Below are 14381 nucleotides of genomic sequence, written 5' to 3'. Positions count from 1 at the left end.
TATTTTATGACGTAAATGTGACAGGGGTTACTTTAAACATATACAGTGAGCAGTGCTTTACTGTTATGAAAGGCTTTATGAGCTACTAGCACTCCTTATAAAGTGAGGTTTTTTATGTGGTGTAAGATGGTTTTGAAAATGGTGATCATCTTGCTGTCATATAGTTGAGCTAATATGACCCTGCTGGCAAATATAGATATGAGTTAGCATAAAAATAGACTCTACAAAGAGAAGATTAATTAATGCGATTTAACCCATTTACCAGCCACCGATTATTAGTTAATTGTATTATTGCGATGTTTTTCAGTGCCTGCTTTTTAAGCGCTTACTTAGGTGTACTTAAAACATATGCTGATATTCAATGGCTAGATATTATGGGCGAGGGCGGTATTGTACTCATGGCTCTGGTATGGATCACGGTGTTATTAATTTCAAGGCCCCCAGTAAAGTAACAACTTATTTAGTGATTGGCGTAGGGTTGTTTATGTTCTCAGCTACTTTAGATTTACTCGATGAGTGGTTAATGCACCCAGCACACAAATGGCTAAGTTGGATTGAGTCTTTACCAGCCCCTGTAGGCATGCTACTAACTAGCTTGGGGTTATATTATTGGCATCAAGAGCAATATGTATTAAATCGCCAATTACGCCGCCGTGAAGCTAACTTGCGTGAACACAGTAAAGTTTGTTCTGTAACAGGGCTTTATAAAGCGCAGTACTTAGATTTAGCCATAAAAAACCAGCTTTTAAGCACACAGCCTTTGTGGCTCGGTGCTATTGATATACGCGACTTCTCGCATTTTAATAGCGAATTTGGTTTTAAAGAAGGCGATAGGTTACTGCGTGAGGTGAGCGAGTTATTGCTAATGAACTGCCGGCTAAGTGATGTTGTGTGCAGGTATGCAGGAGACTGCTTTATGGTGTTAATGCCAGAAACCACAGAACAACAAGCAAAAGAGCTTATGATGCAAATTAAAGGGGCATTGAGGTATTGCGCATTTAAAGTGGAAGGCTCAAAAAAAGCAAAGTTTCAGCATGTAACAACGGCTCTAATTCAAGGTAATGAACGTAATTATACAGGTACATTAACAAGCCAATTGCATAGCCAGTTACAACAAAAAAGCACCAACAAAAAGTAGCGCAACGTGCACACCTTTGTTAATCAAGATGATAAGTTTGTAAGTGCACAAGGACTTATAATTGCGATTGTTGAATTAACACAAAGTCGAGGTATTGAACTTCATAAACTACTGCGTGGTACGGGAATATTTGAGCAAGATTTATTTAACTTTCAACATGCGTTTAGTTTATCTCAGCAGGTGCGTTTACTAGCACAATTTAAACTGTTAATGAAAAGTACCGACAGTGGTTTTTTACTTGGTAGCCAGCTAATAAATGATACGCGAGTTGAAGTACAAACGCTTATGTACAGTGCTGATTTAGGGCAAGTACTAAAGCAATTAGCGCATTTAAGAATGCAGTTAGCGCCTTTATTATTTAGCCAAACATACATTAAAAGCGAGCAGTATTATATTTATTTACAACCTGCTCATGGACTCAATGAAGAGCTGCACCACTACGTATTAGAAATATACAGCACCGCTTTTTATAGTTTACTCAAACGAGTAAGCGAAAGTTACCCGCATTGTCAGTTTGACTTTGCTTTTAAGCGCCCTCGGCATATTCAAGAGTACGAACAAAATTTAGGGCTAAAGATAAGTTTTGATAGGCCATGTACTCGCTGGGTATTAAATAAAGCCATGTTAAGGGCTAAGAACCCGTGCGCTAGTCAATTACGATTTATGCAAGCGGAGTCTCAATTACATAATAAAAATTTAGTTAGCATGACTTTTATTGAAGCTGTTTGTAGGTATTTATACTCTCACCCAAGTGCTAATTTAGAGTGTACCGCAAAGCACTTTGCTATGAGTTCAGCTACATTTAAACGAAAACTGAAAATTAACGGAGTAGGCTTTTCAGCGCTAATTGACGAGCAAAACAAACACAAAGCAATTTACCTACTTACCTTACGTGCTAAATGTAATGAACAAGTTGCTGAGCGTCTAGCATTTTATGACATCCCAAATTTTCGGCGTGCTTTTAAGCGTTGGACAGGTTTAACGCCAAGTCAGCTAAAAACGCAGTAAATTACTCTGTTTTTAGTTCTATAGAGTGAAGTAACGTACGTACATTTAAATGCAAGTTTGAATCTTCTGGATTTGAGGTGTTAGTGAGCCAAATCACATCGCCCTGTTTATTAATAAATAACGTAGTAGGCGTACCTCTGATCCCTAATTGTTTAGCTATCGCATCAGCCTTTATTGCTGTTTTAAAAGTATAACCTCTGTCGCTAAGAGCTTTGGCGGGAGCAGCACCTTCATCTTCTTTAAAACTAACTGCAATGACCTTTAAGCCCATATCATCAATTTTTTGAAGTGCCGGTTGCAGCTTTTTACAGTATGGGCACCAAGTGGCCCAAAAATGTAAAATATAAGGCTGGCCTAGTAAATCGTGGGTATTAATTATAGAACCGTCGGCCATTTGTAAATTTAATGTAGGTAATTTAGGGTGGATGGTATTTGTTATTTCCTGTTGCGCATGCGCTGTAAAGCTTAACAAAATGAGTGTGATGGCGATAAATAACTGTTTCATAGTATTTTCATTTTTATTATATGTATTAAATAAGAACGAGAATTTAACATTTTTATTTCACACTAAAAGCGAGCCGCTTGTTCAACAACAATAGCGTGGCGTTTAGCAAGACGAAGATGGTCTTTATCATAACCTCCACCTATTACTGTCGCCACTGGAGTGTTGTGCTCAAGACAACGTTTTAACACTAAATGGTCGCGTTTAATTATACCATCCCAGCTAATGTCTAATTTACCCAAACCATCGCCTTGCCAAATATCAACGCCAGCATCATAAAGTACTAAGCTCGGATTTAACTCTTTGAGTAAGTAACTTAAGGTCTCATCAACTATAGCGAGGTATTCGTCGTCTTTCATATTGTCGGTTAAGCCAATGTCTAAATCGCTAGCAGATTTTCTAAACGGAAAGTTTTTTTCACAATGTATAGAGCAGGTATAAGCGTATGCCTGATGCTGTAACATGGCCGCAGTGCCATCACCTTGGTGCACGTCTAAATCAAAAATAAGTACGTTAGTTACTTCACCCGATTCAATTAAAGTTTGCGTGGTAAAGGCAAGGTCGTTAACCATGCAGTAGCCTGAGCCAAAATCGGTATGTGCGTGGTGTGTCCCACCAGCAAGATGACATGCTATGCCATGTTTTAGCGCTAAACGAGCCGTTTGTAATGTGCCTTGAGGGGCTGTAAACGTGCGCGCCATGAGCTTTTTGACCAAGGTAGGCCAATGCGGCGCATGGCTTTTTCATCTAAGCGGTTGTTCCACAAATCGTGTATGTAATTTTCGCAGTGTATTAGCTCAAGTGGCGCTGGCGTGCCTAATATTGGCTCAACTAGGTTATCGCCAATCAAACCAAGCTCTTCAACATGCTGATATAAATGTGCAAACTTACTCATTGCAAAACGATGCTTTGGATCAAAGCTAAACGAATAGTTAGGATGATACACCAAAGGTAAATGTGGATTTAAAGTCATGTATTCACACGTTGAAAAATTTGCCCTATGGTAATCAACTAATCTAAATGAGTCTATTATTGTGCGTCGTGAATCAGCATAGTGAGTTCGCGATGCAGCAGCTCGTCATCGGCTAAATTTAATTCAATTAATCGCTTTAGATAAGTGATGCTATCTATATCAATATGACGGCACTTTAAACCGATGTGATCTGCTTCTATATGACACACAACTACTTCCATTTTTATTTCTATGTCGCTTTGAGGGAGTGTAAAACGCAGTATTGCATCGTTATTGGTGCAGCCTGTCAAAGCATCGCATTTGTTAATCAATGCGCCATGTAGAGATATATCAAGCAATTTACATGGGTATTGATGATCATTAAAAATTACCTGTGCATCGGTTGAAAATAATACACGAGAAAACTGACGACGATTTTGCATATCCTAATTTAGCCTTATTGTTTTTATAATAAATTAATCATAGCGGGTAATTCTCTACATGCTAGAAAATAAGTGCGTAGAATACTGGTGGCATAAAAAAGCCCCGCATAAATGCAGGGCTTAGTGTTACTGTAATAAGTCAGCTACAGTGAAGATTAGCCAATTTTTTTGTACTTAATACGTTTAGGTTGAGCTGCTGCTGCACCGAGTGTCTTTTTAAGCCACTCTTCGTATTCAGTGTAGTTACCATCAAAGAAGTTAATTACACCTTCGTCGCGGTAATCTAAAATGTGCGTTGCAATACGGTCAAGGAACCAACGGTCATGCGAGATACACATTACACAACCAGGGAACTCTAAAATAGCATTCTCAAGTGCACGTAGGGTTTCAACGTCCAAGTCATTGGTTGGCTCATCCAGAAGTAACACATTGCCGCCCGCTTTTAATAACTTAGCAAGGTGCAAGCGGTTACGCTCACCACCAGATAGGTCTTTAACAAACTTTTGCTGATCGTTACCTTTAAAGTTAAAGCGACTTACATACGCTCGGCTTGGAAACTCAAAGTTACCAATTTTTAATACGTCTTGACCGTCTGATATTTCTTGGAAAACAGTTTTGCTTTCATCCATACCGTCACGGAACTGATCAACAGTAGCTAGGTGTACTGTTTCACCAACGCTGATACTACCGCTGTCTTGTTCTTGCTCACCGCTTATCATTTTAAACAGTGTTGATTTACCCGCGCCATTCGCACCAATAATGCCCACAATGGCACCTTTTGGCATGCTAAAGCTTAAATCGTCAATTAAAACGCGATCGCCAAAACTCTTACGAAGATTAGTTACTTCAAGCACTTGGTCGCCTAAACGCGGACCAGGTGGAATAAACATCTCGTTAGTTTCGTTACGCTTTTGGTAATCAGACTGCTGCATTTCAGTAAACTGAGCCATACGTGCTTTTGACTTAGCTTGACGACCTTTAGGGTTTGAACGAACCCATTCAAGTTCTTGCGCAATTGATTTTTGACGTGCTTTTTCAGATTTTTGTTCTTGCTGTAAGCGCGCATCTTTTTGTTCAAGCCAAGAAGAGTAGTTACCTTCCCACGGAATACCTTCACCACGGTCAAGCTCTAATATCCAGCCAGCTACATTATCAAGGAAGTAACGGTCATGCGTTACTGCCACAACAGTGCCTTCGTAATCGTGTAAGAAGCGCTCTAACCATGCAACCGACTCAGCATCCAAGTGGTTAGTTGGCTCATCGAGAATAAGCATGTCTGGTTTTTCAAGTAATAATCGACATATAGCAACACGACGACGCTCACCACCTGAAAGGTGCTCAATTTTAGCATCCCATTCTGGTAGGCGAAGTGCATCAGCAGCCCGTTCTAAAACGTTATCGATGTTATGACCATCGTGTGCCTGAATAACCGCTTCAAGCTCGCCTTGCTCTTTTGCAAGTGCGTCAAAGTCAGCACCTTCCATTGCGTACTCGTTATATACTTCGTCAAGACGGCTAAGTGCATGTTTAACTTCGCCAACGGCTTCTTCGACAATTTCGCGCACTGTTTTGCTTTCGTCCAGTACTGGCTCTTGCGGCAAGTAACCAATTTTTGTACCAGGCTGAGGATGTGCTTCACCTTCAAAGTCTTGGTCAACACCGGCCATAATACGTAGTAACGTAGATTTACCAGAACCGTTTAAACCAAGCACACCAATTTTAGCGCCAGGGAAAAAGTGCAACGAAATATCTTTTAAGATAGTGCGCTTAGGTGGCACAACCTTAGATACTCGACTCATCGAGAATATAAATTTATCAGGTAAAACCATGAAAGGAGCCTTCAAATAATAATAAAATTTTCAATGTTGTATTGTAGTGGCTCTCAGGTGAAACAGTCAACGAATGGCGGGTTTAAAGCACTAAAGCATGCTTGTAAGTAAAGTATAAAATCATGAATAAATTTCATTTGGACATCTATACATCTAGAGGTTGATATTTTTTACTTTCAGTTCATAATTAAGCTTCGGTTTTTATGAGCAGGAGTAAAGTATGCCAATTACAGTAAAAGACGAGTTGCCGGCAATTGCACGTTTACGTCAAGAAAACGTATTTGTAATGCCAAAAAGTCGTGCAAAAACGCAAGAAATACGCCCAATGCGTTTGGCTATTTTAAACTTAATGCCTAATAAAGTAGAAACCGAAGTTCAGTTTATTCGCTTACTTGCCAATTCGCCTTTGCAAGTAAACGTAGAACTACTGCGCCTCGACACTCACCGCAGTAGCAGCAATTCAGAAGAGCACCTTGATACCTTTTACCGTTATTTTTCTGAGGTTAAAGACAACAATTACGATGCATTAATAGTAACCGGTGCGCCACTTGCGCATTTAGAATACGACGATGTAGCGTATTGGGATGAGCTAAAAGTCATTATTGATTGGGCTGAGCAACACGTTACCTCTACGTTGTTTTCGTGTTGGGCAGCGCATGCAGCGTTATATCACCGTTACAATTTAAAACGCGATTTAAAAGACGATAAACTGTGTGGCGTATTTACTCACCAGTGTTATTTTGATCACGGTGCACTGACTCGCGGATTCGACGATACCTTTTTGGTACCGCACTCACGCTACGGCCATATTGATATAAATAAGATAAACGCCTGTGAAGAACTCGTTGTACTGGCAGGTTCTGAGCGAGTAGGGGCTTACTTACTTAAAAATAAATCAGGTAGCCAAGTGTTTATAACCGGCCACCCAGAGTACGACGCCGACTCGCTAAAAGCAGAATACGAGCGCGATTGTAAAAAAGCCCTAATGCACCAAAGCCCGAAAATTACTTTCCGGATGACGATGCAACCAAACAACCTTCAAAAACGTGGCAAAGCCATGCTTTTTTACTTTTTTCGAACTGGTTAAATTACTACGTGTACCAAACCACACCGTATGATATTAATTTAGTTAGCCAAGACGTGAGGACTAACAACTATGCCGAATAACGCGCCTACAAATAATAAGCAAGCCGAAATAAGTGCTGCATTAAAAGAACGCATCTTAATTTTAGATGGCGCTATGGGCACCATGATCCAAGATCATAAGCTAGAAGAAGAAGACTATCGCGCAGAGCGTTTTAAAGACTGGCATGTATTAATTAAAGGCAATAACGATTTATTAAGCCTAACTAAGCCCGACTTAATCACTGATATTCATCGTGGTTTTTTATCAGCGGGCGCCGATATTATTGAAACCAACACGTTTAACTCGACCACTATTTCGATGGAAGATTACGACATGGCAAACCTAAGCCGTGAAATAAACCTAGAGTCGGCTAAATTAGCACGCGCCATTTGTGATGAATTTACGGCTAAAACGCCAGAAAAACCACGCTATGTAGCGGGTGTTTTAGGGCCGACATCTAAAACCTGTTCAATTTCGCCAGACGTAAACGATCCGGGTTACCGAAATGTCACCTTTGATAAGCTGGTTACTGCGTATATTGAATCAACCCTTGCATTAATGGAAGGCGGCGCCGATTTAATACTAATCGAAACTATATTCGACACGCTTAATGCAAAAGCCGCCTCGTTTGGCGTAGAAGAAGCCTTTGAGCAGGCAGGGCGTAAATTACCAGTTATGATTTCGGGGACTATTACCGACGCCTCTGGCCGTACGCTTTCGGGGCAAACAACCGAAGCATTTTATAACTCTATTCGCCATATTAAGCCTATTTCGATAGGTCTAAACTGTGCGCTTGGCCCTGATTTACTGCGCCAATACGTAGAAGAGTTGTCGCGCGTGTGCGAAACCTTTACATCGGTGCACCCTAATGCGGGCTTGCCTAATGAGTTCGGTGAATACGACTTAGAAGCGCCTGAAATGGCAACCGAAATTATCGATTGGGGTAAATCGGGCTTTATTAATATTGTAGGTGGATGTTGTGGCACCACGCCTGCGCATATTCGTGCTTTTGCAAAAGGTCTAGCGGGCGTTAAACCACGCCAACTGCCAGAGCTTGAAGTACGCATGCGTTTATCAGGCCTTGAAGCCTGTAACTTAAATTAAGGAGCCAACATGACCCAACAAATAGCAGTATTTACTAATGTCGGCGAACGTACCAATGTAACCGGTTCTGCCATGTTTAAACGTTTAATCATGGAAGAAGACTTTGAAGCCGCGCTAACAGTGGCCCGCGAACAAGTAGAAAATGGCGCACAGGTTATTGATATAAACATGGACGAAGCCATGTTGGACTCAAAAGCCGCCATGGTTAAGTTTTTAAACTTAATAGCCTCAGAGCCTGATATTTCTCGCGTACCAATTATGGTCGACTCCTCAAAATGGGAAGTAATAGAAGCAGGCTTAAAGTGTATTCAAGGCAAGGCAATTGTTAATTCTATATCGCTAAAAGAGGGCGAAGAGCCATTTATTCGCCAAGCTAAAATAATAAAGCGCTTTGGTGCAGCCGCTGTTGTAATGGCGTTTGATACCGACGGGCAAGCCGACACGGCAGACCGTAAGTTCGCAATATGTGCGCGCAGTTATAAAATATTGGTAGAAGACATTGGCTTTGCGCCAGAAGATATTATATTCGACCCTAATATATTTGCCGTAGCCACCGGTATTGAAGAGCACGACAACTATGCCGTAGAATTTATTGAAGGCACACGCCGCATTAAGCAAAATTTGCCGCACTGTAAAGTGTCGGGCGGTGTATCAAATGTATCGTTTTCGTTTAGGGGTAATAACCCCGTACGTGAAGCCATTCACTCGGTATTTTTATATCATGCTATTCAAGCCGGTATGGACATGGGTATTGTAAATGCGGGGCAACTCGCCGTTTACGATGATATACCAGAAGAACTACGCAAAGCCGTTACCGACGTAATACTTAACACAGACCCATGTGCAGGCGAGCGCTTAGTTGAGCTTGCACCAAAATACTCGGGTATGGCGCAAGCCGAGCGAGTAGAAGATTTAGAGTGGCGCACATGGCCTGTTGCAAAACGCCTTGAGCACGCGCTTGTTAAAGGTATTACTACCTTTATAGATGAAGATACCGAAGAATGCCGCGCCGCAGCAGCTAAACCTATTCACGTAATTGAAGGGCCGTTAATGGACGGCATGAACGTAGTAGGAGATTTATTTGGCGCAGGTAAGATGTTTTTACCACAAGTGGTTAAATCGGCGCGCGTAATGAAGCGAGCTGTAGCCTACCTAGACCCATACATTGAGCTTGAAAAAGAAGAAGGCTCAACTAACGGTAAAATAGTGATGGCGACCGTAAAAGGTGACGTACACGACATAGGTAAAAATATTGTAGGCGTGGTACTACAATGTAATAACTACGAAGTTATTGATTTAGGCGTAATGGTACCTGCCGATAAAATACTGCAAACCGCCATCGACGAAAAAGCCGATATTATTGGTTTATCGGGCTTAATTACCCCATCGCTTGACGAAATGGTACACGTAGCAAAAGAAATGAAACGCCGTGGTTTTGAACTGCCGCTACTCATTGGTGGTGCAACTACCTCTAAAGCGCATACAGCAGTAAAAATTGAGCCGCAATATGACAAAGGCGTTGTGTATGTAAATAACGCCAGCCGTGCGGTGGGTGTGGTTTCGAACTTATTATCGAAAGAGTTTAAACCTGACTTTTTAGCTAAAACACAAGCGGAATATGTAAAAGTACGCGAGCAACAAGCGCGTAAAAAACCACGCTCTAAGCCTGTTACAATCCAGCGCGCACGCGATAACGCAGCAAAGCTTGATTGGGATAACTACACACCCCCAGTGCCTAAAAAGCTGGGCGTGACCGAGTTTAAAAATATATCAATCGCGACTTTACGTAAATACATAGATTGGACGCCATACTTTATGACGTGGTCAATCGCCGGTAAATACCCGCGCATAATGGACGATGAAGTAGTAGGCGAGCAAGCGCAAAGCTTATTTAAAGACGCTAACGATATGTTAGACGACCTTGAAAAAGCAGGCAGTTTGCAACCACTTGGCGTAATAGGTTTATTCCCTGCTAACCGCGTTGGTGATGACATAGAAATATACACCGACGAAACACGCAAAGAAGTATTAACTACTTCGTGCCATTTACGTCAGCAAACCGAAAAAACCGACTTTGCTAATTATTGCCTAGCCGACTACATAGCACCCAAAGGCACGCCTGATTACTTTGGCGCGTTTGCAGTAACGGGCGGCCTAGAAGAAGACGACTTAGCAAATGCGTTTGACGCACAGCAAGACGACTACAATAAAATAATGGTAAAAGCGGTTGCCGATAGGCTCGCTGAAGCGTTTGCAGAATACTTACACGAAAAAGTACGTAAAGAGTATTGGGGTTTTGCACCAGACGAAAACCTAGCAAACGATGAGCTAATACGCGAAAACTACCAAGGTATTCGCCCAGCGCCAGGTTACCCTGCGTGCCCAGAGCACACCGAGAAAAAGAAAATTTGGCAGTTGCTCGATACCGAAAAGCGCATTGGTATACAGCTAACTAGTTCGTACGCCATGTGGCCAGGTGCTGCTGTTTCGGGTTGGTACTTCTCACACCCTGAGGCTAAATACTACGCAGTAGCCGCAGTACAACGCGATCAAGTTGAAGATTATGCTAAACGAACCAATATGACGCTTGAAGAAGCTGAAAGATGGCTATCGCCTAATTTGGGTTATGAGCCGGAATAGAGCTAAGTGGTTAATTAGCTAAGCGGTCAGCTGTTAGTAAAACAGAAACGAGCCCAAAGTGGCTCGTTTTTTGTAGCTTTAAATTATAGGTATTTATGATAGAAATAATTATTTACCCAGTAAAAAACTGGGTACTGTAGGCATCGCACATAGCTCTGCAACTTTATTGTATTTGCTTGCTAAAGATTGCAGTTTCTTTATACCTTCCCCCGTCTTATCTAATAGCTCACCAGTTTTATTTGTTTTATTTAATGCATCTTCAAGGAAGTTTTTAACCCTAGAAAAATTATCAGACTTATTTGATGCTTCCTCTTTATTTTCAATATCCTCAATTTCATCTAGAGGTGCAGAAAGTCTTTCCATTTCTTTTTGAGAGCGTTTTAAGAGTTTAGCTGTGTCATTATTTGAAATTACATCCTCATCTTCTACTAAATCTTCGAATAGGTCTTGGCTCCAGCTTTTCATATCACTACTAAAATCCTTTAGCTGGATGTTTATACTAATATTTGATGTCAAGGTAGAACTTTGTTCATTATGTTGAGATGCGGTATTTGTTATTACAGGGTTTGCAGTCTGATTTTGTGTAATATTCACGGTAAGCCTCTCTTCTAAATCTTTATAACTTTGATGTCTACTTTCAGGCTTCTCAATGCCATCCAATATTTTTGCAACTGAATAATCAATATTTAATATATGGTCATACTGAATATCACTTCCAATACCTGTAAGTAAACGCTGCTCAATTTTTATTAATCGTTCGTAAGGAAGGTAACTTTCTTTATTGGTTTCAGTACATCTAAGCGGTAAAAGCTCTTCTAGACCAATGTTTTCAGTTTTATAACTTGAATGTATTTCAGAAAAATAGCTACGTAATACAGCTAAAAAGCTACGTCTCTCGGCTCCATCTACTTTGATTTTTATTATTCGGTCTTCTTTATCTTGAGTAATTAGCGCGGAAGATTTAAATGCTTTGTGTTTCAAAAGAACGCCGTATCTCCAGCACTTTTTAGGTATTTGATAGATGTGACTTTTAACTATAAAGCGCGCCATTAATTCTGGAGGCATATAGTCATTGTATTTATAAATAAATTCAATACCATCATCTACAGTCGGGTTTCTAGTCAGTTCTGTAGGTAATAAATCTGGAACCAAGAATTTTTTGTCATTTCGTTTAGTGTCTATACTGTAGCAAAGTTCGAACTGTTCCATCACTTGCATTAGATAAACAGACTTTCCTCTATATCTGGAAAAGTCTAGCTTTTCCTCAAGTATTTTTTCAGCTTCAGCGATAGTTATAACACCGTCATTTTTAGCTAGCTCATCTGAATTTAAAAGAGTGTAAATCCCTTCCGTGATCCAAGTCGGATTCAGGACTTGAGTTTGTAACTCTTGCAACTCTTTAAAATGAATTATGTGGCCTAAATCGTTTAAAAGTGTTAGAAGAATATTTTGTACTTGATGATCTTCAATCGAATGTTTTGTACATATTTTGGTAAAATCTTGGTGAGATATATGGTCAGACTCTTTTTTTAATTCTCCCAAATCGTCTTTTATTGCAAGCCAGTTTTTAGCTAATACAAAATTTCTCATTTCAAGCTTAGCGACTTCTTCTTTTATAGTATTTTTGAGCTTGGCTATACCAGTGCCTGATTTACATGACGCTTTATAAAAACCAAGAATATTAGGGTACTTTTCTTTTAAATGCTGTCTTCGAATGTTGTCATCATAATGGTCGTCAATTTTATTCAAAACAATGAGAATGGGGAGTTTTTGCTTACAGCTAAGACTTGTTTCAGCCAATGCTCAGGGTTCTCATCTTTTCTTCCATCTAATACTATGACGTAAATACTTCTCTCAGAAAGGAATAACTGATGAGTCGCTCTCATTATTTCTTGCCCACCAAAATCCCAGCAGTGAAGAGTTATTTCTTCTTTATCTACATTTATTTTCCATGGAGTAATTGAAATACCATCCGTTTTGTCCTCTCTAGGGTTAAATTCATTTTTGGTAAAGCGATTTATGAGTGATGTTTTACCGGCTGCACCTTCACCGACTAGAACCAACTTAGCTTCGTTTAATTTTGATGTTTCCCCTTGTAATGACTGATAATACTTTTTCATTACTAGGTTTCCTTGCTTCACTATTTCTATTGGTGGAATAGTCAGGTTATTTCCGTAAAAGTTAGCTAATTTATCTTCATTGGTGAAGTCTAGGAAGTGAAAATCTATGCGTTGGTCCAAATGAACTTCGTAATTTAGAATCTATAAAGCTTTCTGGAATTCTTTTTATATTACAATCCGCCAAATTTAACTTAGCTAAATTTGGAAAACCATTACTAAACAACTCTAGATTATTTATCTTGCTGCCAGATAAGTTTAGCTCTTTTAGATTTTTCAGCTCTTTGATGGGAAACAAAACTGTAGTGGTCAACTAATTTTGGCCACAGTTTTAGAATCTTGATATCTAACCTCAGATTCATTTGGTGCTAAACCGGCATTATAATGATGCGGCCTAACATTGTTGTAATATCCATTTATGTAATCACTCACGCTATATTTAGCGTCTATAAAGTTTCCATATCCAATCTTTGGCATCCATTCCGTCTTAAAGCTTCTAAAAAATCGCTCCATTGGCGCATTATCCCAACAATTTCCACGTCTACTCATACTTTGTGTGATTTTATAGCGCCATAAACGTTGACGATATTTTAAACTTGTATAATGGCTACCTTGGTCTGAATGGAACATGAGTCCTGTCGGTTTCCCTCTGCTTTCATATGCGAGTTCAAGCGCTTTTAGCGTTAAATTAGTATCTGGTGACAACGACATTGCCCAGCCAACCACTTTGCGTGCAAATAAATCAATAACCACGGCTAAATAAGCCCAGCGATTGCCTGTCCAAATATACGTCACATCACCGCACCACACGGTATCCGGCTCAACAACATCAAACTGTCTATCAAGCAGGTTTGGGATTTCAAGGTGTTCATTACCACCACGTTTATATGAATGTTGAGGTACTTGGCAGCTTTCGAGCTTTAATTTAACCATTAGCTTAGCTGCACGATAACGGCTCAATTCAAAATCATTGTTCGTTGCTATCGCTGCGATTGTCCGTGCCCCTGCTGAACCACCACTCATCGCATGTATTGCTTTTACTTCAGCCTCTAATCTTGCTTGCTCAGGTGTCGGCGCTGTATCCCGTATGGCCCAGTACTTATAGCTGCTGCGATGCACATTGAATACGCTACACAGCAGACTAACTGGATAACGCTCTCGTTGATTTAACTTCTCGATTAACGAGAATTGTTCAGGGAGTCGGACATCAAGAGAGCGGTAGCCTTTTTTAATATATCCTTTTCTAATTCAATGCGTTGGATTTGCTTTTTAAGTTCGCGGATTTCAATTTGTTCGGGCGTCATTGGTGAAGCTGTGGGTGTCTGACCATTGCGTTCTAGCTTTAATTGAGTAACCCATTTACTTACGGTTGATTTACCCACCCCCATAGCTTTTGCTGCGTCTTCTTGCGTATAACCTTGGTCTACTACAAGCTGAGCCGTTTCTAATTTAATTGCCGCTGAATATGTTGCGCGTTTTAATTTCGTCATTTTTTCACCCAAATTTGTATGCTTATTAGCAT

General features: G+C 40.3%; 11 protein-coding genes and 2 pseudogenes. 6 read left to right on the top strand and 7 right to left on the bottom strand.

Annotated features, from left to right (window positions below; translation table 11 throughout):
* The first annotated feature begins 242 nt into the window (after positions 1-242).
* The 3 genes from P4S65_RS17280 to P4S65_RS17270 are packed head-to-tail and all read left to right on the top strand — an operon-like array spanning position 243 to position 2146.
* Positions 243-452 (top strand): hypothetical protein, encoded by a 210-nt coding sequence (locus P4S65_RS17280; RefSeq protein ID WP_337120663.1) that lies wholly within the window; start codon positions 243-245, stop codon positions 450-452.
* Positions 410-1138, top strand: a complete 729-nt coding sequence (locus tag P4S65_RS17275) for a GGDEF domain-containing protein (RefSeq protein ID WP_337120662.1) — start codon at positions 410-412, stop codon at positions 1136-1138. The genes P4S65_RS17280 and P4S65_RS17275 overlap by 43 nt, the downstream gene beginning before the upstream one ends.
* A 6-nt stretch (positions 1139-1144) precedes the next feature.
* Entirely contained in the window at positions 1145-2146 is a 1002-nt protein-coding gene (locus P4S65_RS17270; RefSeq protein WP_337120661.1) for a helix-turn-helix transcriptional regulator, read from the top strand.
* A gap of 1 nt (position 2147) precedes the next feature.
* On the opposite strand, the gene P4S65_RS17265 is transcribed toward P4S65_RS17270, so the two are convergent.
* The 4 genes and pseudogenes from P4S65_RS17265 to ettA all read right to left on the bottom strand — a co-directional run bounded on the left by P4S65_RS17265 (position 2148) and on the right by ettA (position 5872).
* A complete protein-coding gene (locus tag P4S65_RS17265; RefSeq protein ID WP_337120660.1) occupies positions 2148-2651 on the bottom strand; it encodes a TlpA family protein disulfide reductase in 504 nt (167 codons plus the stop codon).
* A 62-nt stretch (positions 2652-2713) separates the two neighbouring features.
* Positions 2714-3621 (bottom strand): annotated as a pseudogene (locus P4S65_RS17260) (histone deacetylase family protein).
* Positions 3622-3677: 56 nt separating this feature from the next.
* Positions 3678-4043 carry a PilZ domain-containing protein gene (locus P4S65_RS17255; protein WP_008133974.1) on the bottom strand — a complete coding sequence of 122 codons (366 nt, stop codon included), beginning with the start codon at positions 4041-4043 and terminating at the stop codon, positions 3678-3680.
* A 155-nt stretch (positions 4044-4198) separates the two neighbouring features.
* Positions 4199-5872 carry an energy-dependent translational throttle protein EttA gene (gene ettA / locus P4S65_RS17250; RefSeq protein WP_007376155.1) on the bottom strand — a complete coding sequence of 558 codons (1674 nt, stop codon included), beginning with the start codon at positions 5870-5872 and terminating at the stop codon, positions 4199-4201.
* 220 nt (positions 5873-6092) lie between these two features.
* Between ettA and P4S65_RS17245 the strand changes: the two are divergent.
* The 3 genes and pseudogenes from P4S65_RS17245 to metH all read left to right on the top strand — a co-directional run.
* Positions 6093-6928, top strand: a pseudogene (locus P4S65_RS17245) (homoserine O-succinyltransferase); the annotation flags it as partial.
* A 100-nt stretch (positions 6929-7028) separates the two neighbouring features.
* A complete protein-coding gene (locus P4S65_RS17240) occupies positions 7029-8102 on the top strand; it encodes a homocysteine S-methyltransferase family protein (RefSeq protein WP_008133982.1) in 1074 nt (357 codons plus the stop codon).
* A gap of 9 nt (positions 8103-8111) precedes the next feature.
* On the top strand, positions 8112-10742 hold the full coding sequence (gene metH / locus P4S65_RS17235; RefSeq protein WP_096793542.1) for a methionine synthase: 2631 nt from the start codon (positions 8112-8114) through the stop codon (positions 10740-10742).
* Between the two features lie 108 nt (positions 10743-10850).
* On the opposite strand, the gene P4S65_RS17230 is transcribed toward metH, so the two are convergent.
* The 3 genes from P4S65_RS17230 to P4S65_RS17220 all read right to left on the bottom strand — a co-directional run bounded on the left by P4S65_RS17230 (position 10851) and on the right by P4S65_RS17220 (position 14349).
* On the bottom strand, positions 10851-12542 hold the full coding sequence (locus P4S65_RS17230) for a COR domain-containing protein (RefSeq protein WP_337120659.1): 1692 nt from the start codon (positions 12540-12542) through the stop codon (positions 10851-10853).
* Positions 12488-12982 carry an ADP-ribosylation factor-like protein gene (locus P4S65_RS17225; RefSeq protein ID WP_337120658.1) on the bottom strand — a complete coding sequence of 165 codons (495 nt, stop codon included), beginning with the start codon at positions 12980-12982 and terminating at the stop codon, positions 12488-12490. Before P4S65_RS17225 ends, P4S65_RS17230 begins: the two co-directional genes overlap by 55 nt.
* A gap of 186 nt (positions 12983-13168) precedes the next feature.
* Positions 13169-14349 (bottom strand): IS3 family transposase gene (locus tag P4S65_RS17220; RefSeq protein ID WP_337119367.1). Its coding sequence is split into 2 segments (ribosomal slippage): positions 13169-14091 and positions 14091-14349, totalling 1182 coding nucleotides; the frame shifts between segments, so codons are not numbered across the junction.
* Positions 14350-14381: the final 32 nt, after the last annotated feature.

This window comes from Pseudoalteromonas sp. B131b (genome assembly GCF_037162545.1).
GTDB lineage: Bacteria > Pseudomonadota > Gammaproteobacteria > Enterobacterales > Alteromonadaceae > Pseudoalteromonas > Pseudoalteromonas fuliginea.
The sequence above is the reverse complement of the archived record's forward strand: the minus strand, read 5'-3'. Positions and strand labels throughout refer to the sequence as shown.

What these genes read in the sequence shown, in the direction of transcription:
- P4S65_RS17280 (WP_337120663.1), top strand. Translation starts at nt 243, where the DNA reads ATGCGATTTAACCCATTTACCAGCCACCGATTATTAGTTAATTGTATT.
- P4S65_RS17275 (WP_337120662.1), top strand. Translation starts at nt 410, where the DNA reads ATGGATCACGGTGTTATTAATTTCAAGGCCCCCAGTAAAGTAACAACT.
- P4S65_RS17265 (WP_337120660.1), bottom strand. Translation starts at nt 2,651, where the DNA reads ATGAAACAGTTATTTATCGCCATCACACTCATTTTGTTAAGCTTTACA.
- P4S65_RS17255 (WP_008133974.1), bottom strand. Translation starts at nt 4,043, where the DNA reads ATGCAAAATCGTCGTCAGTTTTCTCGTGTATTATTTTCAACCGATGCA.
- ettA (WP_007376155.1), bottom strand. Translation starts at nt 5,872, where the DNA reads ATGGTTTTACCTGATAAATTTATATTCTCGATGAGTCGAGTATCTAAG.
- P4S65_RS17240 (WP_008133982.1), top strand. Translation starts at nt 7,029, where the DNA reads ATGCCGAATAACGCGCCTACAAATAATAAGCAAGCCGAAATAAGTGCT.
- metH (WP_096793542.1), top strand. Translation starts at nt 8,112, where the DNA reads ATGACCCAACAAATAGCAGTATTTACTAATGTCGGCGAACGTACCAAT.